The organism is Alcanivorax sp. (assembly GCF_014762765.1).
Lineage (GTDB): Bacteria > Pseudomonadota > Gammaproteobacteria > Pseudomonadales > Alcanivoracaceae > Alcanivorax.
In genome coordinates, this window is the sequence record NZ_JABURH010000144.1 from 1 (window position 1) to 21,779 (window position 21,779).

At 59.9% G+C, this 21,779-nt stretch carries 18 protein-coding genes and 1 other RNA gene; 14 read left to right on the forward strand and 5 right to left on the reverse strand.

Translation table 11 applies throughout. The annotated features are described in order from the left end of the window. Nucleotides 1–2 precede the first annotated feature (2 nt). Nucleotides 3–359, reverse strand: a transfer-messenger RNA (tmRNA) gene (gene ssrA / locus HUJ17_RS10180). A gap of 401 nt (nt 360–760) precedes the next feature. On the opposite strand from ssrA, the gene HUJ17_RS10185 reads away from it, so the two are divergent. Continuing rightward, the gene (locus tag HUJ17_RS10185) at nt 761–1,042 is read left to right on the forward strand and encodes a hypothetical protein (protein WP_290510590.1); all 282 of its coding nucleotides are present in this window, start codon (nt 761–763) and stop codon (nt 1,040–1,042) included. Nucleotides 1,043–1,103: 61 nt separating this feature from the next. Here the strand turns inward: HUJ17_RS10185 and smpB are convergent, their stop codons facing one another. Next, on the reverse strand, nt 1,104–1,586 hold the full coding sequence (gene smpB, locus HUJ17_RS10190) for an SsrA-binding protein SmpB (RefSeq protein WP_290510614.1): 483 nt from the start codon (nt 1,584–1,586) through the stop codon (nt 1,104–1,106). A gap of 141 nt (nt 1,587–1,727) precedes the next feature. On the opposite strand from smpB, the gene HUJ17_RS10195 reads away from it, so the two are divergent. Then, nucleotides 1,728–3,263 (forward strand): sodium-dependent transporter, encoded by a 1,536-nt coding sequence (locus tag HUJ17_RS10195; protein ID WP_290510591.1) that lies wholly within the window; start codon nt 1,728–1,730, stop codon nt 3,261–3,263. Then, nucleotides 3,263–3,562, forward strand: coding sequence for an RnfH family protein (locus HUJ17_RS10200; protein ID WP_290510592.1), 300 nt, complete (start codon nt 3,263–3,265; stop codon nt 3,560–3,562). The genes HUJ17_RS10195 and HUJ17_RS10200 overlap by 1 nt, the downstream gene beginning before the upstream one ends. A gap of 7 nt (nt 3,563–3,569) precedes the next feature. Here the strand turns inward: HUJ17_RS10200 and HUJ17_RS10205 are convergent, their stop codons facing one another. Further along, nucleotides 3,570–4,070, reverse strand: coding sequence for an outer membrane protein assembly factor BamE (locus tag HUJ17_RS10205; RefSeq protein WP_290510593.1), 501 nt, complete (start codon nt 4,068–4,070; stop codon nt 3,570–3,572). A 175-nt stretch (nt 4,071–4,245) separates the two neighbouring features. Between HUJ17_RS10205 and fur the strand changes: the two genes are divergently transcribed. After that, on the forward strand, nt 4,246–4,647 hold the full coding sequence (gene fur, locus HUJ17_RS10210) for a ferric iron uptake transcriptional regulator (RefSeq protein ID WP_035248394.1): 402 nt from the start codon (nt 4,246–4,248) through the stop codon (nt 4,645–4,647). A 251-nt stretch (nt 4,648–4,898) separates the two neighbouring features. Here the strand turns inward: fur and recN are convergent, their stop codons facing one another. Continuing rightward, nucleotides 4,899–6,566: a DNA repair protein RecN gene (recN, locus tag HUJ17_RS10215; protein WP_290510594.1), complete on the reverse strand. Its 1,668-nt coding sequence runs from the start codon at nt 6,564–6,566 to the stop codon at nt 4,899–4,901. A 35-nt stretch (nt 6,567–6,601) separates the two neighbouring features. Further along, entirely contained in the window at nt 6,602–7,120 is a 519-nt protein-coding gene (locus tag HUJ17_RS10220; RefSeq protein ID WP_290510595.1) for an RDD family protein, read from the reverse strand. Nucleotides 7,121–7,262: 142 nt separating this feature from the next. On the opposite strand from HUJ17_RS10220, the gene hrcA reads away from it, so the two are divergent. The 10 genes from hrcA (at nt 7,263) to carB (ending at nt 21,728) form a co-directional block, all read left to right on the forward strand. Further along, nucleotides 7,263–8,312 carry a heat-inducible transcriptional repressor HrcA gene (gene hrcA / locus HUJ17_RS10225; protein WP_290510596.1) on the forward strand — a complete coding sequence of 350 codons (1,050 nt, stop codon included), beginning with the start codon at nt 7,263–7,265 and terminating at the stop codon, nt 8,310–8,312. A 252-nt stretch (nt 8,313–8,564) separates the two neighbouring features. Further along, nucleotides 8,565–9,167, forward strand: a complete 603-nt coding sequence (gene grpE / locus HUJ17_RS10230; RefSeq protein ID WP_290510597.1) for a nucleotide exchange factor GrpE — start codon at nt 8,565–8,567, stop codon at nt 9,165–9,167. Nucleotides 9,168–9,292: 125 nt separating this feature from the next. After that, nucleotides 9,293–11,224 (forward strand): molecular chaperone DnaK, encoded by a 1,932-nt coding sequence (gene dnaK / locus HUJ17_RS10235; RefSeq protein ID WP_290510598.1) that lies wholly within the window; start codon nt 9,293–9,295, stop codon nt 11,222–11,224. A gap of 119 nt (nt 11,225–11,343) precedes the next feature. Beyond that, nucleotides 11,344–12,468, forward strand: a complete 1,125-nt coding sequence (dnaJ, locus tag HUJ17_RS10240) for a molecular chaperone DnaJ (RefSeq protein ID WP_290510599.1) — start codon at nt 11,344–11,346, stop codon at nt 12,466–12,468. A gap of 309 nt (nt 12,469–12,777) precedes the next feature. Continuing rightward, nucleotides 12,778–13,848: a hypothetical protein gene (locus HUJ17_RS10245; protein WP_290510600.1), complete on the forward strand. Its 1,071-nt coding sequence runs from the start codon at nt 12,778–12,780 to the stop codon at nt 13,846–13,848. Next, nucleotides 13,841–14,878: a DUF2169 domain-containing protein gene (locus HUJ17_RS10250; protein ID WP_290510601.1), complete on the forward strand. Its 1,038-nt coding sequence runs from the start codon at nt 13,841–13,843 to the stop codon at nt 14,876–14,878. Before HUJ17_RS10245 ends, HUJ17_RS10250 begins: the two co-directional genes overlap by 8 nt. Nucleotides 14,879–15,113: 235 nt before the next feature. Continuing rightward, complete coding sequence (locus HUJ17_RS10255) at nt 15,114–16,199, forward strand: hypothetical protein (RefSeq protein ID WP_290510602.1); 1,086 nt, start codon at nt 15,114–15,116, stop codon at nt 16,197–16,199. Between the two features lie 71 nt (nt 16,200–16,270). Continuing rightward, a complete protein-coding gene (gene dapB / locus HUJ17_RS10260) occupies nt 16,271–17,098 on the forward strand; it encodes a 4-hydroxy-tetrahydrodipicolinate reductase (RefSeq protein WP_290510603.1) in 828 nt (275 codons plus the stop codon). Between the two features lie 211 nt (nt 17,099–17,309). Further along, on the forward strand, nt 17,310–18,443 hold the full coding sequence (gene carA / locus HUJ17_RS10265) for a glutamine-hydrolyzing carbamoyl-phosphate synthase small subunit (protein ID WP_290510604.1): 1,134 nt from the start codon (nt 17,310–17,312) through the stop codon (nt 18,441–18,443). 66 nt (nt 18,444–18,509) lie between these two features. Next, entirely contained in the window at nt 18,510–21,728 is a 3,219-nt protein-coding gene (gene carB, locus HUJ17_RS10270; RefSeq protein WP_290510605.1) for a carbamoyl-phosphate synthase large subunit, read from the forward strand. The last annotated feature ends 51 nt before the right edge of the window (nt 21,729–21,779 follow it).

Genomic DNA, 21,779 nt, shown 5'->3' on the forward strand with positions numbered 1-21,779 from the left:
TTTGGTGGAGCCGGCGGGAATCGAACCCGCGTCCGTCAGCAATCCATCTGCAGATCTACATGCTTAGCCATGTTTATTGATTTAAGCCTCCACAACCCAACTGGCAGGACGTGAAAGCCGAGCCCCTAAAGGTTTTAACAGCGCCATCCGGGGCGGACTTTGCTGCGAGCCTGTGTTGCGATGCTCGCCGCTCTTCCCCACAGGCAGGGTCGATTGGCGATAAGCAGGGTTTAAGCTGCTAGTGCGTAAGAATCGTCGTTTGCGATTACTTTAGTGTGCCACAAATGTTTTACGAGACTCGTGACCTTCTCGGCATGCACCACAGAATTCAGTACCGGCGTCGAATCCAGGTCGGCCCCTGTGATGGGTTCATTGTAGGTGATGGGGACGGGTAAGTCGATTAACAAGTGGGGGCGAGGGTGTTCCGGATCGGCCATGTTGTGGGGGTAAACGCCATGAATAACGTTCGGAATGTAATCAGATTGTGAAAAGTGTTACCCGAATACACATATGTTGTCTGACAATCAGACCCGGAATGCTTGTTTTGTCATTTTTCAGGCGCACTATACGGGTGTCACCACGGCATTGTGTCATTGGCCGATGGTGAGGTTGAGCAAGCGATGCTCAGGTAGCCACAAGCCACCATGAAACATCCTGCTCGAAATTGTGTACCACACAATGGCTTTACAGCGAGCCTTGAGATAGACGTTATATGAAGGCCGCTGATCAAAGCATTGTCGTTCATTAAAGGAGAAAGACGATGAACACGATCTTTCGGTCAGCAGGGCAAGTTTCCGAGAAGGCACTGTCGCCTTTGAAGGCTCAGCCGCTGCTTTACAGAGCGTTGCAACTGGTATTCGCGCTGGCTGCGTATGCAGGTGGTGTGTACCTGGTGGATCTGGCGACCCCGGAGGCACGTCTTCCGGTGATTCTGTTCGCCGTTTACTTCCTGCCCGCGGTGCTGCGCGCCTGGCTGCAGTTTTACTGGCAGCTGCGCGGCGACAGCCGGGCTCAGGACGTGAACACCCATCAGTCGGTGTAACGCCAACCGGTATAGTCTGAAGACAGTGTCACGCGTGCAGGGGGCGGCCCGTTAACCCGGGTCAGCTACCCTGCCGCATCAGGCGCTGCTTCTGACGATTCCAGTCGCGCTCCTTCTCTGTGGCGCGCTTGTCAAACTTCTGTTTACCCTTGGCCAGGGCGATATCGCACTTGGCAAACCCTTTCTTCCAGTACAGGCTCACCGGTACGCAGGTGTAGCCCTCTTTCTGTACGCCACCAAAAATGCGCCCCAGTTCGCGGCGGTGCAGCAGCAGCTTGCGGCTGCGGACCGGATCCGGATTGACGTGGGTGCTGGCGGTGATCAGGGGCTCGAAGCGAGCGCCGAACAGGAAGGCTTCCCCGTCCTTTAGCAAGACATAGGCTTCAGTCAGGTTGCCTTTGCCGGCACGCAGTGACTTCACCTCCCAGCCTTCCAGGACCAGGCCGGCTTCGAAGTGCTCTTCCAGATGATATTCGTGGCGTGCCTTGCGGTTTTGCGCAATGGTGGCCGACGGCGCTTTGGCTTTTTTCTTGGCGTTTCCCATAGGCGAGCGATTATAGAGCATGCGTTTGGCGGCTGACAGGGCTTTGTCTGCCCCGGCGGGAGTGAGTTGTGACTTACCCTTACTTGAGCCGCCCAGTTAAAAAAAAGACAATAGCGCCACGCTATCGAGGGTAATCCTGTTATGAAGCAAGAGATCAAGCCGGTCCATGGCATGTGGGCCAGCCGTTGGGTGTTTATTCTGGCGGCGACCGGGTCGGCCGTGGGGCTGGGGAATATCTGGCGTTTTCCGTACATCACCGGCGAGAACGGCGGTGGTGCCTTTGTGTTGCTGTACCTGCTTTGTATCGCGGTGGTGGGCATTCCCATCATGGCGGCGGAGGTGATGCTGGGCCGCAAGGGCGGGCTAAGCCCGATCAATTCCATGCGCAAGGTGGCGGCGGACAGCAAGGTGACCCAGCGATGGGCGGGCATCGGCTATTTGGGCGCGCTTTCAGCATTTCTGATTCTGTCGTTTTACTCTGCGGTGGCCAGCTGGGCACTGTATTACGCCTGGGAAGCGGTGCGTGGCGTTTTTGAAGGCATTTCCGCCACCCAGTCAGAAGCCCATTTCAACGATATGCTGGCCAATCCCGGGTTGCTGCTGGGATACCACACGCTCTTTATGGTGCTGACCATGGTGGTGGTGGCCCGGGGCGTGAAAGGCGGTCTGGAAAAGGCGGTGCAGATTCTGATGCCGCTGTTGTTCGTACTGCTGCTGGTGCTGGTGGGCTACGCGGCGACCACGCCGGGCTTCAAGGAAGGAGTGAGTTTCCTGTTTGCCTTCGATTTCTCCAAGTTGACCGGCAAGGCAATCATCGTGGCCGTGGGGCAGGCCTTCTTTACCCTGAGTCTGGGCATGGGCGCGATCATGGCCTATGGGGCGTATATGCCCAAAGAGGTGAAGGACAAGAAGACCGGTCGCAGCCGGCCCGTGTCGATCATGTCTACCGTGGCGATCATTGCGCTGCTCGACACCCTGGTGGCGTTGGGCGCCGGTGTGGCCATGTTCCCGCTGCTGTTCTCCAACGGGCTGGAAGTGAGCCAGGGGCCGGGCATGATGTTCGTGACCCTGCCGCTGGCCTTCGGGCAAATGCCGGGCGGCCTGTTGTTCGGTTCCCTGTTCTTTGTTCTGGTGGTGTGTGCCGCCTGGAGCTCGTCCATTAGCCTTGGTGAGCCGGTGGTGGCCTGGCTGGTAGAGCGCGGTCTGAAGCGCCCGATGGCGGCGCTGGTGGTGGGCCTGGGGGCCTGGCTGCTGGGTGTAGGCTCGGTGTTGTCGTTTAACGTTTGGAAAGATCACACTTTCATGGTGGGTACTTTCTTCGACAATATGGAATTCCTGTCCACCACGGTGATGTTGCCGCTCGGTGGTCTGCTGATTGCTATCTTTGCTGGCTGGGTGATGAAGGAGACCCAGGCGCGCAAGGAGCTGGCCATGCAGAACTTCAAGCTCTATCTGGTATGGCGGGCGCTGGTGCGGATTTTCTCACCGGCGGCGGTGATCGTGCTGTTTGTTTACTCCATTTGGGCGACCTTTGCGCCGGAAGAAGAGGCGCAAGCCCAGGAAGCTCCGGCTCAGGAGCAGGTGGATGCGGTCACCAGCGAGGCGCCGGCGGACGGTGATGCGTCGCTGCCGCAAGAGGGTGGCGCTGAAGTGCCGGTGGAGCAGGAGTCGCCCTGATGGCCGATGATGCGCGTATTCATGTGGAAGTGACCTATGCCCTGCCAGACAAGCAGCGTCTGATTGGCCTGGATGTGCCGGAGGGCACCACCATGCTGGAGGCCGCAAAGTTGTCCGGTATCGAGGAGCAGTTCGAGGGGCTTGTGCTGGAAAAGGCGCCCATGGGCATTTTCGGCAAGGTGGTGGCGAATCCGGCCGGGCAGGTGCTCAAGCCGGGTGAACGGGTAGAAATCTACCGCCCGCTGCTGGCAGACCCGAAACTCAATCGCAAGAAGCGGGCGGCAGAAAAGGCCCGTTGATAAAGGTTCAGGCTGCGGGCTGACCGGGGTCGGTCGGCTCCTGCGGTAGCGGAGCCGGGTTTGGTTCTGCTGGCTCTGATGGAGCAGTATCAGGCTCCGGGCTGCTGTCTTCCCGCTTGCGCTCTTCCAGCTTGCGTCGCAATTCGCGGTCCTGTTGCGAGCTGGTTTTCTTGCGGAAGTCTTCAATGACTTCGCCTTCATGACGGCTATAGCTGCCATTTTCGAAGTGGAGCACAATCTGTTGGCTCACCTTGTCGCCCTTGCCGGGGCGGTAGGTCATCAGATAAAACCATTTGTCAGGCGTGAACGGGTCCACCAGGGTAGGCGCACCCAGCACGTAGCGCACCTGCTCCGGGCTCATGCCGGGCTCCAGCTCGCCGAGCATTTCCTCGGTGACAAAGTTGCCCTGCGGAATATCAATCCGGTAGACGCCGGGAAAGCGCAGGGTGCTGCAGCCAGTGGTGGCCAGCAGGGCAGTCAGGATGAGGGCAACTGGAATTCGTGGCATGGTTTTTCGACTTCACAAAGTGTTCGGGCGATAATACAGACTTGCAGTAGCGGTACAAGTTTCCCGCTTTTTTTCATCGCCCTGAATCTGAGGCGGCCCAGGCTTGTGTCAGGCGCCGCGCCAAAGTGACGGATTCAGGGGCATCGCCACCTTTTGGCATATTGGAGCATACGCATTGGATAATCAGGATCTCAGAAAAGCGGGCCTTAAAGTGACCCTGCCGCGGGTTAAAATCCTGCAGCAACTGGAGAAGTCCGAAGAGCGCCACCTGAGCGCGGAAGACATCTACAAGTCGCTGATGGACGCCGGCGAGGATGTGGGGCTGGCCACTGTCTACCGGGTACTGACCCAGTTCGAGCAGGCGGGCATGGTGTTGCGCCACAACTTCGAGGGCGGCTCTGCGGTTTTCGAGCTGGCGGACGAGGACCATCACGACCATATGGTGTGCATGGAAACCGGCCAGGTGATTGAGTTCATGGATGACGTGATCGAGAAGCGCCAGCACGCCATCGCCGAGGAGCACGGCTACGAAATCATGGATCACTCGCTGGTGCTGTACGTCAAGCCGAAGAAGTGATCCCGCGCCCGGGCCCAGGTGGCCTGGGTAGGGTGGATTAGCCGCAGGCGTAATCTACCTTTTCACTGGTAGTGCGCAATGCGGTGTAGCCGTCAGTAGCGTGATGGTCGTCAGGGTGGCGGTGGATTACGCCTGTGGCTAATCCACCCTACGTGGTGAGCCGGCGTTTGTGCGCGGACTGGGCGCTGCCGGTTATCTGACCCTCTCCCGCGCCGCTGTTAACTATTCACTATTAACTGTTCACTGCCTTTCTAGGCTGCCTGGGCCTTGCTCAGCATCTCCTTGGCGTGGTTGCGGGTAGATTCGGTGATTTCCACGCCGCCCAGCATACGCGCCAGCTCTTCGATTCTCGCGTTGTCATCCAGCCCCTGAATGCGGGTGTGGGTGGTGTCGTCGCCCTGAATCTTGTGCACCTGCCAGTGCTGATGGCCCTGGCTGGCCACCTGTGGCTGGTGGGTGATGCACAGCACCTGGGCGTGGCCGCCCAGTTCGCGCAGCAGCCGGCCGACGATCTCGGCCACGCCACCACCGACACCCACGTCTACTTCATCGAATACCAGACTCGGTACCGTCAGGTTACGGGCGCAAATAACCTGGATTGCCAGGCTGACCCGTGACAGTTCGCCACCGGAAGCCACCTTGCCCAGGGGTTTGAGAGGCTGGCCGGGGTTGGCGGAAAACAGGAACTCCACGTCCTCCAGGCCGTCGGCGCCAGGAGCGCATTCTCCCAGCTGGGCTTCCAGTTTGGCCGCTTTCATGCTCAGGGCGGTGAGCTGTTTCTGTACCTGCTGGGTGAGGTTCTTGGCGGCACTGCGGCGGGCCTTGCTGAGCTGGCGGGCGCTGTCCATGTATTGCTGCTGAGCCGCGGCTTCCTGCTCGGAGAGAGCGTGCAGGTGGGCATCCACATTGCCCAGGGCGTCGGACTCGGCCAGCAGTTGGTGGTGGTGGTCCACCAGTTCTTCCGGGCGAATGCGGTGCTTGCGGGCCAGTGTGTAGCTCTGGCTGAGACGCTCTTCCACCTGGGCCAGTCGCTCCGGGTCCAGGTCCAGCCGCTCCAGGTAATGGCGCAGGTCATCGGCGGCGGCTTCCACCTGCAGGCGAGCGGATTCCACGGTGTCGGCGATGGTGGCCAGACCTTCATCCTGATTGCGGGCATCGTCGAGCCAGTGGCTGACCTGGCTGAGGTGGTCGTTGCAGGTGCCGTCTTCGCCTTCGTAGAGGGCGTTCAGGGATTGCTGGCAAGTGCGGATAAGGCTTTCCGCGTTGCCCAGCCGCTGTTGTTCCTGCTCCAGCTGCTCCAGTTCGCCTTCCTGCAGTGCCAGGGCGTCCAGTTCTTCCAGCTGGAAGCGCAGCAGCTCTTCCTTTTCGTTCTGTTCGCGGGCCTGGTTGAGGGCGTCATCGTGGGCGCGGCGGGCCTTTTGCCAGTGGCGCCAGTGTTCTCGCACCGTGTTGGCCAGATCACGGGCATCGGCGAAGTTGTCCAGCAGCTGCCGGTGGGCCTCTTTTTTCATCAGTGCCTGGTGTTCGTGCTGGCTATGGATACTGATCAGTCGTTCGCCCAGTTCACGCACTTCCGCCAGCGGGGTGGGTGTGCCGTTCACATAGGCCCGAGAGCGACCATCGGCGCGCACGGTGCGGCGCAGCAGGCACTGGTTGTCGTCGTCGAGCTCCCGGTCGGCCAGCCACTGACGGGCGGCGGTGTTGTCGCTGACATCAAAGGTGGCAAGCACTTCTGCCCGGTCGTGGCCGTGGCGGACAATGCTGGAATCGGCCCGGTCGCCCAGGGTCAGGCCCAGGGCATCAATGATCACGGACTTGCCCGCCCCGGTTTCCCCGCTGATCACGGTGAGGCCATTTTCCGGCTCCAGTTCCAACTGGTCCACGGTGGCAAAGTGACGAACGCTCAGATGGGTCAGCATGGTATCTCTCCGAAACGGGCGAGTCAGGGTAGTGATTAGCGGTTGGCCGGAGCCTGGATCACCTGGGTGCCGGCCAGCAGATCGTGTAGGCAGCGGCGATCACTGCGGAAGATCAGCAGCGGGTCGACAAGCATGATCAGGTTGACGCCGGGCACCTGGGCCAGCACATGGAACAGCAGGTAGCGCAGGCCGTAGAGCTTGCCGGCGGGCACTTCGGGTTGTTTCATGCCGATGATTTTCATGCCCAACAGCCACTTGCCGATGGTCTGCTGGCGGTTGAACAGCAGCCAGCCTTGCAGGGCCAGGAAGATTACTTCGCCGACGATAAACCAGACCAGGGTGGCGGTAAGATCGAGCGCCCCGTTATTGGCCATCATGTCGGCCCAGGTGCCGGAAAAGAACACGATGGGGGCGATAATGGCGCCCTGGACCAGACCGTCGATCAGGGCGCCGAAAAACCGATGCCAGCGACTGGCTAGCACCGGATTGTCCCGGGAGGGAGGATTCTGCGCGTCGGCTGCGGGGCTCTGGTAGGGGTTGTTGCTGTCGGTCATGGTGACATCCTTGTTACGATAACTGTTCTTTTGATCAGTGGTTCCAATCTTAGGGGATTCCGGTCGTCAGTGTAAGCCCCCGGTAAACTCTGGACGATAACCCTATATAATGTCGCACTGCTTTTCTGGTACATATACCGCTATGACGAAGCTGGATCTCAACGAACGCAAACAACGACTGCTGATGGCGCTGGTGGAGCGCCATATCCGCGATGGTCAGCCAGTGGGTTCCAAGACGTTGGCCAGCGGTAGCGGCCTTACCGTCAGCCCGGCCACTGTCCGCAACATCATGGCGGAGCTGGAGGATCTCGGTGTGCTTGCCAGCCCCCATACGTCCGCCGGCCGGGTGCCCACGGAGCTGGGATACCGGCTGTATGTGGATTCCTTGCTGGCTTCCAGTGTCATGGAGCGCCCGGATCACCGCTCCCTGAAAAAGGAGCTGCGTCAGCTGCTGGCTCCGGAGCAATCCCCCCAGGAGCTGATTGCTCAGGCCTCACGAACCCTGGCGGAGCTGACCCGCATGGCCGGGCTGGTGGCGGTACCCCGCCGGGAGGTGACAACCCTTCGGCAAGTTGAGTTCTTGCCATTATCGGGCAAGCGGGTGTTGGTGGTGCTGGTGGTAAACCGGTCCGAAGTGCAGAACCGCATCATTCATACCGACCGGGACTACGACGAGGCGGAGCTGCGCCAGGCGGCCAATTACATCAATCACACCTATGGCGGCTGCGATCTGAACAGCATCTGCGATGGCCTGCTGAACACCATGAATGCGGACCGGGCGCAGATGGATGCACTGATGCGGACCGCCATGGAGGTGGCCGACAAGGCCCTGCGCAGTGAGCCGGAGAGCTCGGATTATGTGGTATCCGGCGAATCCAATCTGCTCAAGTCCGCCGAGGCGGACAATCTGCATCAGCTGCGCGACCTGTTTGATGCCTTCAATCATAAGCGCGATATCCTGCACCTGCTGGAGCGGTCCATGAAGGCGGATGGGGTACAGATCTTCATCGGCCGGGAATCCGGCTTCCAGCCGTTCGAGGATTACTCGCTGATCTCGGCTCCCTACAAGGCAGATAACGGGCCCGTGGGCGTCCTCGCAGTGGTGGGTCCCACGCGGATGGATTACGAGAAGGTCATTCCCACCGTGGATATCACCGCCAAGATCCTCTCGGCGGCCCTGACCCAGCTATAAACCGAATTGATAGTTGATAATGGATAATTGATAACGGCGCGGTCCCGGCTTTATTGATTTCAGGGGGTAAAGGGCGCGAGAGGGCCATGGGCGCGGCTTCCAGGATGCCTATGGCACCAGATCATCCCGCGCGCTATCAATTATCCATTATCAATTGTCCATTGCCCCTCTCCCCCCTTGAATCCTGCCCATCTGTTCCCATATCTTTGCCCGCTTTCCTGGAAAAGCCCGGATTGGGATGTGGAGTTACGAATGAGTGAGCAGGAAAAAGACCCGAAAAACGCCGAACCGCAGGTAGAGACTGCCGAAGAGCAGCAGGCGGCCCAGGCTGAGGCTGCCGATGCGGAAGCAGAGGCCCCTGCGCCTGAGCAGCCCTCGGCCGAAGAACAGCTGGCTGAAGTGGAAGCCGAGCTGGCCAAGGTAAAAAAAGCCCTGGGTGAGGCGGATATCCGTGCCCAGGCGGAAATCCAGAATGTGCGCAAGCGCGCCGAGCGGGATGTGCAGCACGCTCGCAAGTTCGCCCTGGAGAAATTTGCCGGCGACCTGTTGAGCGTGGCGGACAACCTGGAACGAGGCCTGGCCGCCCTGGATGCCGACGACGAAGCTCTGCAAGGTGCACGTGAAGGTATCGAGCTGACCCTCAAGTCCCTGCTGGATGCCTTCGCCAAGTACAACCTGGAGCAGATCAGTCCGTCGGACGAGCCGTTTAACCCGGAGCTGCATGAGGCCATGACCATGGTGCCGGTGCCCAATGTGGAGCCCAACACCGTGATCGACGTGCTGGAAAAAGGCTATCAGCTCAATGGTCGCCTGATTCGTCCGGCCCGGGTGGTGGTCAGCAAGGCTGCCGAGTAAGCAAAAAGCCGTTCTGGCCCCTTGAAACGGCGCGAAGCACCGCCATATAGATGCCAGACGAATTAACAATTCAACTGCCCGGTTTGCCGTCAGGGAACCGGCTGGTGTGAAGGAGAACGAGAGATATGGGTAAGATTATCGGTATCGACCTGGGTACGACCAACAGCTGTGTGGCCGTGCTGGAAGGTGATAAAGCCAAGGTTATTGAGAACGCTGAAGGCGCGCGTACCACGCCGTCCATCATCGCCTACACCGACGACAAGGAAACCCTGGTCGGTCAATCCGCCAAGCGTCAGGCGGTAACCAACCCGGAAAACACCCTGTACGCGGTGAAGCGTCTGATCGGTCGTCGTTTTGAAGACAGCGTCGTTCAGAAAGACATCAAGATGGTCCCCTACAAAATCACCAAGGCCGACAATGGCGACGCCTGGGTGGAAGTGAAGGGTGAGAAAATGGCGCCGCCGCAGATCTCTGCGCAGGTGCTGAAGAAAATGAAGAAGACCGCGGAAGACTATCTGGGTGAGGCCGTTACCGAGGCCGTGATCACCGTGCCCGCGTACTTCAACGATTCCCAGCGTCAGGCCACCAAGGATGCCGGTCGCATCGCCGGTCTGGACGTGAAGCGCATTATCAACGAGCCCACTGCGGCTGCCCTGGCCTATGGCCTGGACAAGAAAGGCGGCGATCGCACCATTGCGGTCTACGATCTGGGTGGTGGTACCTTCGACATCTCCATCATCGAGATTGCCGAAGTGGACGGCGAGCACCAGTTTGAAGTGCTGGCCACCAACGGTGACACCTTCCTGGGTGGTGAGGATTTCGACCTGGCGCTGATCAACTTCCTGGCCGATCAGTTCAAGGCAGATTCCGGCATCGACCTGGGCGGCGACCCGCTGGCCATGCAGCGCCTGAAAGAAGCGGCCGAGAAAGCCAAGATCGAGCTTTCCTCCGCCGAGCAGACCGAAGTGAACCTGCCGTACATTACCGCAGACAGCACCGGTCCCAAGCACCTGGTGGTGAAAGTCACCCGTGCCAAGCTGGAATCCCTGGTGGGTGATCTGGTTAGCCGCTCCCTGGAGCCGTGCAAGACTGCGCTGGCCGATGCGGGTGTCAAAACCGCCGACATCACCGACGTGATTCTGGTGGGTGGTCAGACCCGTATGCCGATGGTGCAGAAGAAAGTCACCGAGTTCTTCGGCAAAGAGCCGCGCAAGGATGTGAACCCGGATGAAGCGGTTGCCATGGGTGCTGCTATTCAGGGTGCAGTACTGAGTGGTGACGTCACCGACGTGCTGCTGCTGGACGTGACCCCGCTGACCCTGGGTATCGAAACCATGGGTGGCGTGATGACCCCGCTGATCGAGAAGAACACCACCATCCCGACCAACGCGTCGCAGGTGTTCTCCACGGCAGACGACAACCAGACCGCAGTGACCGTGCACGTACTGCAGGGTGAGCGTAAGCAGGCGGCGCAGAACAAGTCGCTGGGCCAGTTCAACCTGGAAGACATTCCGCCGGCACCGCGTGGTATGCCGCAGATCGAAGTGACCTTCGACATCGACGCCAACGGTATTCTGCACGTGGGCGCGAAAGACAAGGCCACCGGTAAAGAACAGACTATCCAGATCAAGGCCTCCTCCGGTCTGTCCGACGAGGAAGTGGAAAAGATGGTGCAGGACGCCGAAGCTCACGCGGACGAAGACAAGAAGTTCGAAGAGCTGGTGCAGACCCGCAACCAGGCTGACCACTTGGTGCACGCCACCAAGAAGACTCTGGAAGAAGCCGGTGACAAGGCGACTGACGAAGAGAAAGAAGCTATCACCAAGGCGGCTGACGAACTGGAAGAAGCCGCCAAGGGCAGCGACAAGGAAGACATCGAGGCCAAGATCAAGGCGCTGTCCGAAGTCTCTGCCCCGCTGGCCGAGAAGCTGTATGCCGAGCAGGCCCAGCAGGCGGAAGGTGCAGCTGCGGACGCCGCTGGCGAGCAGCAGAAAGCCTCTGGTGATGACGTAGTCGACGCCGAGTTCGAAGAAGTGGACGACGACAAGAAGAAGTAAGCCGTCGGACATCCCGGTGCCGCGCCCAGGCGCGGTAGCCGGGAGATCTGCGCAACTTCTTTATTGCCGGCGCCTTGCCGGCGTTTTTGTGTGACGGGACTGATTCAAAAAGGCCCACTATGTCCAAACGTGATTATTACGAAGTGCTGGGCGCATCAAAAGATGCCAGCCAGCAGGATCTGAAAAAGGCTTACCGACGCCTGGCCATGAAATACCATCCGGATCGCAACCCGGATGACCAGGAAGCCCTGGCCAAATTCAAGGAAGCCAAGGAAGCCTACGAAGTGCTCTCCGATGAGCAGAAGCGTGCTGCCTACGACCAGTTCGGCCATGCTGGCGTGGATGGTCAGGCTGGTGGCGGAGCCGGTGGCTTCGGCGGCGGCGGCTTTGGTGACATCTTTGGCGATATCTTCGGCGACATCTTCGGTGGAGGTGGCGGTGGCCGTCGCGGCCCGGCCCGTGGTGCCGACCTGCGTTATACCCTGGAGCTGTCTCTTGAGCAGGCCGTGCGTGGCTGCGATGAGAAAATCCGCGTGCCGACCTGGGATAGCTGTGAAGTCTGCCATGGCAGTGGTGCCAAGGAAGGCTCTCAACCGGTGGCCTGTAACACCTGTGGCGGCATGGGCCAGGTGCGCATGCAGCAGGGTTTCTTTACCGTGCAGCAGGCCTGTCCTACCTGTAAGGGTGAAGGGCGTGTCATCAAGGATCCCTGCACCAGTTGTGGTGGCCAGGGCCGGGTGCAAAACACCAAGACCCTGTCGGTGAAAATCCCCGCGGGTGTAGATACCGGTGACCGGATCCGCCTGGCAGGCGAAGGCGAAGCGGGCATGCATGGCGCCCCCGCCGGCGACCTGTATGTGCAGGTGGCGGTGCGCGAGCACGACATCTTCCAGCGCGATGGCGCCAACCTGTTCTGCGAGGTGCCGATCAGTTTTGTCGATGCCACCCTGGGGGGTGAGCTTGATGTGCCGACCCTGAATGGCAAGGTGAAGCTGAAAGTGCCCGCCGAAACCCAGAGCGGCAAACTGTTCCGCTTGCGTGGCAAGGGGGTAACCCCGGTACGCGGTGGTGGTCCGGGTGATCTGCTCTGCAAGGTGGTGATCGAAACGCCGGTGAAACTGTCCAGCGAACAGAAAGATCTGCTGCGTAAATTCCAGGAATCCCTGGAAAGCGGCGGCAACCGCCACAACCCGCGCAAGAGTAGCTGGTTTGAAGGGGTGAAGCGTTTCTTCGACGCTAAATAATTCCTGAGTCCAGTTTGCGTCATTCAAAAAAGCCCGGTGCATTTTGCCCGGGCTTTTTTGTGGCCGCCGTTTTGCTGCGACCTGGCCTGCAAAAATCCCGATGTAAGCATCCTCGCACAGCAGAATCCTCCTCAGCGCAATGACAATCCAACGCTAACCCTCGACCATCCCTGCTTTTGAATGGGCCAGTCAGGGGATGACAGCAACCATGAAACAGCAGCAAGCCACTGGGTCGCTTCGGGCGTCAAGCAATGAGCAAATGACGCAGCTGGCCACGGTAGAGGCCAGCGGCTTGGTGCAGATCCACTAATGTCAGTCATGTTGCCGCAGGTCGACACTCACTATCGCGAAGCCACAGCGTTGTTTCAGCGCCGCGGTCGTTTGCTGAATGCGCCTGCCTCCCCACTGGACGCGTTGCGACAACTGGACTGGCGGCTGGCGGCCAATCTGGATGCGGTGGCGATTCATCAGGAAGGGCATCCCGAGGCGTCATTGCGCCCCCCGGCGTTGTTCGTGGAAACCTGGGTGGGTTTGCAGCGAGATAGCGTCCATTGTCTGGAAAACCTTGATGAGATTTTTCAGGAACTGAAACCGGAGCAGCAGGGCGCCGTCATTGAGGCGATGACGCTGTCGTCATCTAGTGGTGAGGCGCAGCATCCTGAACTGCGTGCAGCGCTGATGTCCGAGCAGGCGGCCATGGCCATGGATGAGTATCAAGCCGCTGAGCATGATGCGCTGTTGGCAAGCTGGCTGTTTTTTCAGGATGCCGCCGGTGCAGATCTTTCCTGTTTCCAGCCCTGGTATCAGCGCCATGATTTTCCCCGTTCCCGTCATCATTCCTTGCAGGCCGGGCTGGTGCGCAGGGATGCGCTGGCCGTTCAGAGCGCTCATGATTACCAGGATGATGCTCACTTTGCGTTGCTGTTGGCGCTGAGTGGTCACCCACCGGAAAACCTCCTCGGAACCGCGTTTGATGGTTCGGTATCAGCGGCGGGTCAGCTTCTGGATGCCATGGAGCAAGTGGCGTGCTGCGAAGACGCGGCGCAGGCCTGGTTCTGGCTCACTGGCGAAACGGTGCCCCGCAAGCCGCGCTTGCAAGCGGTGGGGGCGAGTGATGAGTCATCGCGAGAGTCGAAAGAGACGTTGCCCGATGCCTCGGCGGCGGCCATCAGTTGGCAAGCCAAACAGTGGCAGAGCGGGGCGCGTTATTTCTTTGGTGAACACGTGACAGCCTCGTCCCTGGAGTTACTTGGCCAACAATGGACAGGACAGATCGCCCCGTTGATTGCTGCGCAACAAAGCTGGCTGGCCGAGCGTCGCGTACTGCCCGTTGCAGGCTGGCAGTTTCACTCCCTGAGAGAGGGAGGCGGCGATGCTTGAGTTGATCAATGAAACCGGTGCTGGCGCTGTGGTCGTTCCCGGCTGGGATCTGGCCGGCAATTACCGGCCTGTTCTGGTTGCCCGTCTGACATTGGCGTTTGATCTGCACGGGAATATCGCTGTGGCAGAGGAGCAGCCTTCGCCGTTGCTGGCGGATAGCCATTACGGCAAGCCCATGGAAACCAGTCTGCAGGAAGCGAATGAAATCGGTGCGTTCAAGCAGGGCGCCGAGTATTACCTGTATGGCAATGCCTACACCCGCAACGGTGTCGAGAATCGCGCCCATGTCAGTGTGGAGATTCGTCAGCAGGGGGCCGTCCTGCGCAAGCAGCTGGTGGCGCTCGGGGAGCATGGCTGGGAGAAGGGGCTGATCGGCGTTCGGCGGGGGGAGCCCGCGCCTTTTACCTCGTTGCTGCTGTGTTATGAAAACGCCTATGGCGGCAGCCACCACAAAAGCGGCCAGCGGGAAAAACATAATCCGGTGGGGCGCGGCTTCAATCCTTCCGGGTGGAAAATCGTGGATCAACGCGCCCCGCAAATGGAATATGCCGGGCAGTCAGCCCTGTCCCCCTCGCGCCCCTGTCCAGTGGCCGGGTTCGGTCCCTTGCCGGTGTTCTGGGCGCCTCGGCAGGCGCGTTTCGGTACGCCTTCTGGGATGCCGCTGGACGGCCAGGGTTGCCCCTGGGGAAGCGATGCGCAGCCATCATTGCATCACTGCGCGCCACAGGATCAGTGGCTGGCCCATGTCTTCACCGGCGGGGAAACGCTGACATTGCAGGGTTTTTTTCCGGACCATCCGGAGCCAATCACGCTGACACTGCCGAGCTGGCACCCCGCTGCTTTACTGATTTGCCGTGGCCATTCACCGCAACACCTGCACACCGAATGCGACACTCTGGTCATCGATACCGAACAGCGCACCCTGGCCCTGATCGCCAGAACCCGGATTGACCCGGCCAGCCTAGGCGGCCAGCCCGCCTGGCTGCGTTTGCTGGCGGCTTCTTTCCTGGTGAAGAAAGAGGCGGCATGACTTTCTGTTGTGAGCCCTGCTGTGAGGGGCTTTGAATTAAAGAGGGTTTTGCTATGCCGGACGCGAAAATCAGTCGATAGTCTGAAATTTGATCGCTTCCGTTGCCGCTATAAGCCCGCCTGCGATATTGTGCATAAAAACAACAATAACAGAGGTAATCATGGCTGCGCGGCGACTGGCAGGGATGCTGGGGGGTATGTTGTGTTGGCTTCCCCTTTCTTTATATGCGGCGCCTGTGGACCAGGCGCACGAGCGGGCACTGGCAACCTTTGCCCAGAAGGCGCCACTGGCACTGGATGCGCAGGTGCTGGATATGCCCTGGGAGTCAGTGCCGTTTGATTCGTCCTCCTATATCTACACCTTCGATGAGATTCGCCAGCAATGGCCCGCTTTTATGCGGGGGCTGCGGATACCGTTTCCGTCACCGGATTATCTGAAGGCACGCTATCAACGTTTTCCTGCCCTGTATCGGGATCTGCATTACCAGGATGACAACTGGGAGCAGCACAGTCGTAATGTGCTGGAGGTGTGGCAGGCGTTTTTCCGTGGGGATTTCCGCCATGCCCGTGAGCTTGGCAAGCGTTATGGCGGTTATGCCCGGGTGCCGGGGCTGGTATCGCAGATTATCTATGCTACCTACCTGGCGCCGAGCCACACCCAGAAACAGCAGCTGCTGCAGGAGGCCATTAACGAGATGGCCTGGTTCGGTGAGCAGGTGGCCATTCTGCCCGGGGAAGAAGGGTTGGCGGCGGATTATTGCATGCTGCGTCTCGGCTTTGGTTATGCGGTGGCGCGGCTTGCGGAGGATGAGTCGGTGCCGGCCACCCTGCAGCGCAACTATGCGGCCATGGTGATCAATGCGGCCACCGAGATTCTGGCGGTGGAGCCGCAGCATCCGCTGGCGCTGTCGCTGAGCGCGGCCTTTGAGGCCAACGTGCTGCGCCGGGTGGGTAAGGCAGCGGGCAGGCTGACTCTGGCGGCGGACAGTGAGGACGCCACGCAGCCTTTTAAAACATCGCTGACGGCGGTGCCGGATCTGGCGATTGTTCGCTATGAGTATGCCAACAGTCTGCTTTATACCCATCAAGATGGATCGGCGGAGCAGGCGCTGACCCACTTGCAGAAGGCTGTCGACATGCCGGCGCGCTTTGCCATGGAGTGGCTGGATCGGGCCTATGCGCGCAAGCGGTTGCAGGAGGTGCGGGCCTGGCGTGACAGCGGCATGAGTTTCAAGCGCTTTGACCGTAAGCGGCGCAAGTTCATGCGCAAGGAGAACATCAATCTCTACGCGGTGACCCGGCCGCCCTTTCTGGTAGACTAGCGGTCTTCAATCGTTTTGCTGTGGTGGGGCTCAAAGGGCGCCTGCCACGGTGCCATTTCCAAGGAAGTAGCATGAAAGTAGGCATTATCGGTGCGGCCGGTCGTATGGGCCGGATTCTGATCGAGGCCACTCTGGCCAACCCGGATACCACCCTGGCAGCGGCGGTGGATGTACCCGGCTCCAGCCTGATCGGTGCCGATGCCGGTGAGTTGGTGGGGCAGGGTGCCAGTGGAGTGGTGCTGGCGGATGACCTGAACAAGGTGGTCAAGGATGCCGATGTGTTTATCGATTTCACCGTGCCGGAAGCTACTGCCCGCAATCTGGAAGTGTGCCGTGCTGCGGGTACCAAGCTGGTGATCGGCACCACCGGGCTGGATGACGACCAGAAGGCTGCCCTGCGGGCCGCCAGCGAAGACATTGCTATCTGTTTCGCGCCCAACTACTCCATCGGCGTGAACCTGTGCTTCAAGTTGCTGGAAACCGCCGCGCGGGTGATGGCGGAAGAGGCCGATATCGAGGTGATTGAGGCTCATCACCGTCACAAGATCGATGCGCCGTCCGGCACCGCCCTGCGTATGGGGGAAGTGGTGGCGCAGACCTTGGGCCGCGACCTGAAAGAATGCGCCGTATACGGACGTGAGGGCCGTACCGGTGAGCGCGATCGTCAGACTATCGGCTTCGAGACCATTCGCGCCGGGGATATTGTTGGCGATCATACCGTGATGTTCGCCGCAGACGGCGAGCGGGTGGAAATTACCCACAAGGCCTCCAGTCGCATGGCCTTTGGCCGTGGTGCTGTCCGGGCTGCGGCCTGGTTGGGCAGGCACGACAACGGATTGTTTGACATGCAGGATGTACTTGGTCTGGCAGGTGAAAGCGCCGGCTGGGGCAAGGCCTGAGAAAGCCCCGGGGGCTGCCAGCGGTCGGTTGCGCCCGGCAAAGGGTGACATTTGCCTGCTGAGGCCCTAAAATAGCGCGCAGCCCGTGATGGGCGTGCGGGGCACTGATGACGAATTTCATGAAAAAGCGAGGTGGAGCAATCCATCTCGCTTTTTTGCGAATGTGCCCTGCCGCATATCTCCCTATATTCTTACCAGCCTGGAGGTTGCGTTGACGGTTCCCGCCATTCTCGCTCTTGAAGACGGAAGCATCTTTCGGGGTGTTGCTATCGGTGCCACGGGTCAGACCGTGGGTGAAGTGGTGTTCAACACCGCTATGACCGGCTACCAGGAAATCCTTACGGATCCCTCCTACGCCAAACAGATTGTGACCCTGACCTATCCTCATATCGGCAACACCGGTGTGACGCCCGAGGACGAAGAGTCCGCCCAGATCTGGGCGTCCGGCCTGGTGATTCGCGATCTGGCCATGACGGTCAGTAACTGGCGTAGCCAGCAGTCCCTGCCGGACTACCTGCGCGATAACAATATCGTGGCCATCGCTGAAATCGACACCCGCCGCCTGACTCGCATCCTGCGCGACAAGGGGGCACAGAACGGCTGCATCATTGCCGGCGATAACCTGGATGAGTCTGCGGCACTGGAAGCGGCCAAGGGCTTCCCGGGCCTGAAGGGCATGGATCTGGCGAAGGAAGTCACCGTCAGTGAAACCTATGCCTGGACCGAGTCCACCTGGGATCTGGAAAAAGGCCACACCGAGGGCGTCGACAGCCGCTTCCATGTGGTGGCCTATGATTACGGCGTCAAACGCAACATCCTGCGCATGCTGGTTGAGCGTGGTTGCAAGCTCACGGTGGTGCCGGCCCAGACCCCGGCCGCTGACGTGCTGGCCATGAATCCTGATGGCATCTTCCTGTCCAACGGTCCCGGTGATCCGGAGCCTTGTGATTATGCCATCGAGGCCATCAAGGAAATCGTTGCCACCGGCAAGCCGGTGTTCGGTATCTGCCTGGGCCATCAGCTGCTGGCGCTGGCCAGCGGGGCGAAAACCATGAAGATGGGCACCGGCCACCACGGTGCCAACCACCCGGTGAAAACCCTGGCCGATGACACGGTGATGATTACCAGCCAGAACCATGGTTTTGCCGTGGATATGGACTCCCTGCCCGATAATCTGAAGGTGACGCATGTGTCCCTCTTCGATGGCACCTTGCAGGGTATTCACCGCACCGATGTGCCGGCGTTCAGTTTCCAGGGGCACCCGGAAGCCAGCCCCGGTCCGCGAGACTGCGCACCGCTGTTCGATCACTTCATCGAACTGATGGAAGCGAAGAGCCAACAGTAAGCCAGAGCCAGACCCGGCATCGCCGGGTCCCTGATGCAGCCATTTACGTCTGACGGTTAGTGAACTATGCCGAAAAGAACTGACATACAAAGCATTCTCATCATTGGCGCTGGCCCGATTGTTATCGGCCAGGCCTGTGAGTTTGACTACTCCGGTGCCCAGGCCTGCAAGGCCCTGCGTGAAGAGGGTTTCCGGGTGATCCTGGTGAACTCCAATCCGGCCACCATCATGACCGACCCGGCCATGGCCGATGCCACCTATATCGAGCCGATCACCTGGGAAACCGTGGCCAAGATCATTGAGAAGGAGCGCCCGGATGCTCTGCTGCCCACCATGGGCGGGCAGACAGCACTCAATTGCGCGCTGGATCTGGACAAGCACGGCGTGCTGGCCAAGTTCGATGTGGAGATGATCGGTGCTACCCAGGATGCCATCGACAAGGCAGAAGACCGGCACCGTTTCGACCAGGCCATGAAGGCCATCGGTCTGGAGTGTCCGCGCTCTGCCATGGCTCACAACATGGAAGAAGCCAATGCGGCGCTGGAAGAGCTGGGCTTTCCCTGCATTATCCGCCCCAGCTTCACCATGGGCGGTTCCGGTGGTGGTGTTGCCTATAACCGGGAAGAGTTTGAGGAAATTTGCCAGCGTGGCCTGGACCTGTCGCCCACCAACGAGCTGTTGATCGACGAGTCCCTGCTCGGTTGGAAAGAGTACGAGATGGAAGTGGTCCGCGATAAAAAGGACAACTGCATCATCGTCTGTTCCATCGAGAACTTCGATCCCATGGGCGTGCACACCGGTGACTCCATTACCGTGGCCCCGGCGCAGACGCTCACCGATAAAGAGTTCCAGATCATGCGCGACGCCTCTTTGGCGGTACTGCGTGAGATCGGTGTGGAAACCGGCGGTTCCAACGTGCAGTTCGGGGTCAACCCGGACAACGGCCGCATGGTGGTGATCGAAATGAACCCGCGGGTGAGCCGTTCTTCGGCGCTGGCGTCCAAGGCCACCGGCTTCCCGATTGCCAAGGTGGCCGCCAAGCTGGCGGTGGGTTACACCCTGGACGAGCTGCAGAACGAGATCACCGGTGGCAAGACCCCGGCCTCCTTCGAGCCGTCCATCGATTACGTGGTTACCAAGATTCCGCGCTTCAACTTCGAGAAATTTGCCGAAGCGGACGCGGTGCTGACAACCCAGATGAAGTCCGTGGGCGAAGTGATGGCCATCGGTCGTAACTTCCAGGAGTCCGTGCAGAAAGCCCTGCGCGGTCTGGAAACCGAGTCCGTAGGCTTTGATCCCAGCGTGGACCCGTCCGCGCCGGATGCCCGTGAGCAGGTAGCCCAGTTGCTGGCAACGCCGGGGCCGGAGCGGATCTGGATCGTCGGTGATGCCTTCCGTGTCGGCATGACCGTGGATGATGTGTTCAACATCACCAAGATCGACCGCTGGTACCTGGTGCAGATCGAGGATCTGGTGCGCGCCGAGCAGCAATTGGCAGCTACCACATTCAGTGACCTGAACCGCGACAGTCTGTATGCGCTCAAGCGCAAGGGCTTCTCTGATGCCCGGCTGGCACAGCTGCTGGGTGTGAAGGAAGCGGACGTGCGCGGCAAACGTGAAGAGCTGGGCGTGCAGCCCATCTACAAGCGAGTGGATACCTGTGCGGCGGAATTTTCCACCGACACCGCCTACATGTACTCCAGCTATGACGAAGAGTGCGAGTCGAACCCGTCCGACCGTGACAAGATCATGGTCATCGGTGGTGGCCCCAACCGGATCGGTCAGGGGATCGAGTTCGATTACTGCTGTGTGCACGCCGCCTTCGCCATGAAGGATGATGGTTACGAGACCATCATGGTCAACTGTAACCCGGAGACTGTGTCCACGGATTACGACACTTCCGATCGCCTGTATTTCGAGCCGGTGACCCTGGAAGACGTGCTGGCCATCGTCGCCAAGGAAAAACCCAAGGGTGTGATCGTGCAGTACGGCGGCCAGACGCCGCTGAAGCTGGCCCGTGCCCTGCAGGCCGCCGGTGTGCCCATTATCGGTACTCCGCCGGATGCCATTGACGAGGCAGAAGACCGTGAGCGTTTCCAGCAGATGGTCAACAAGCTGGGCCTCAAGCAGCCGCCCAACCGTACCGCCCGCTCCATGGAAGATGGTGTGCGCCTGGCGGAGGAAATCGGTTACCCGCTGGTGGTGCGTCCTTCCTATGTGCTGGGTGGTCGTGCCATGGAAATCGTCTACAGCGAGGCCGAGCTGCGCAATTACATGATGAACGCGGTCTCCGTGTCCAACGACTCGCCGGTACTGCTGGATCGCTTCCTGGATGACGCCATCGAGGTGGACGTTGATGCGGTCTGTGACGGCACCGATGTGGTAATCGGCGGCATCATGCAGCATATCGAGCAGGCTGGCGTGCACTCCGGTGACTCCGCCTGTTCGCTGCCGCCGTACTCCCTGGACGAAGAGGTGCAGAACGTGATGCGCCAGCAGGCCGCCGATATGGCGCTGGAGCTGGGTGTGATCGGTTTGATGAATGTGCAGTTCGCCGTCAAGAGCGGTGAGGTGTATGTTCTGGAAGTGAATCCCCGTGCGTCGCGGACCGTGCCCTACGTGTCCAAGTGCATCGGCGTGTCCCTGGCCAAGGTGGCGGCCCGTTGTATGGCCGGTACCAGCCTCAAGGAACAGGGCTTCACCGTAGAGGTCAAACCGCAGCATTACTTCGTGAAGGAAGCGGTATTCCCGTTTGCCAAGTTCCCGAAGGTGGACCCCATTCTCGGCCCGGAAATGAAATCCACCGGGGAAGTGATGGGTGTGGGCGCTACCTTTGCCGAGGCCTTTGGCAAGGCGTCCCTGGGCGCCGGCGAAAAGCTCCCGGAAAAAGGCACCGCCTTTATTTCCGTGCGGGAAGTGGACAAGCCGGCGGCCATTGATGTGGCGCGTATGCTGATCGAGCGTGGGTTCAACCTGGTGGCCACCCGCGGCACCGCCAAGGTGATCAGCGACGCCGGTCTTGAAGTCAAAGTGGTCAACAAGGTGCTGGAAGGGCGTCCGCATATCGTCGACATGATCAAGAATGACGAGATTGCCCTGATCGTGAACACCACCGAGGGCAAACAGGCGATTCGCGATTCCTTCGCCATCCGTCGCTCTGCCCTGCAGCACCGGGTGTTTTATACCACCACCATTACGGCGGCCCATGCGGTGTGTCAGGCGCTGGGTATCAGTGGCGAGCCGACGGTTCGCCGCTTGCAGGATTTGCACGCCCAAATGCAGTAAATCGTCCCATGGAGCGCTCGGAGCCGAGTGCTCCGGGCGGTTTCCATAAAA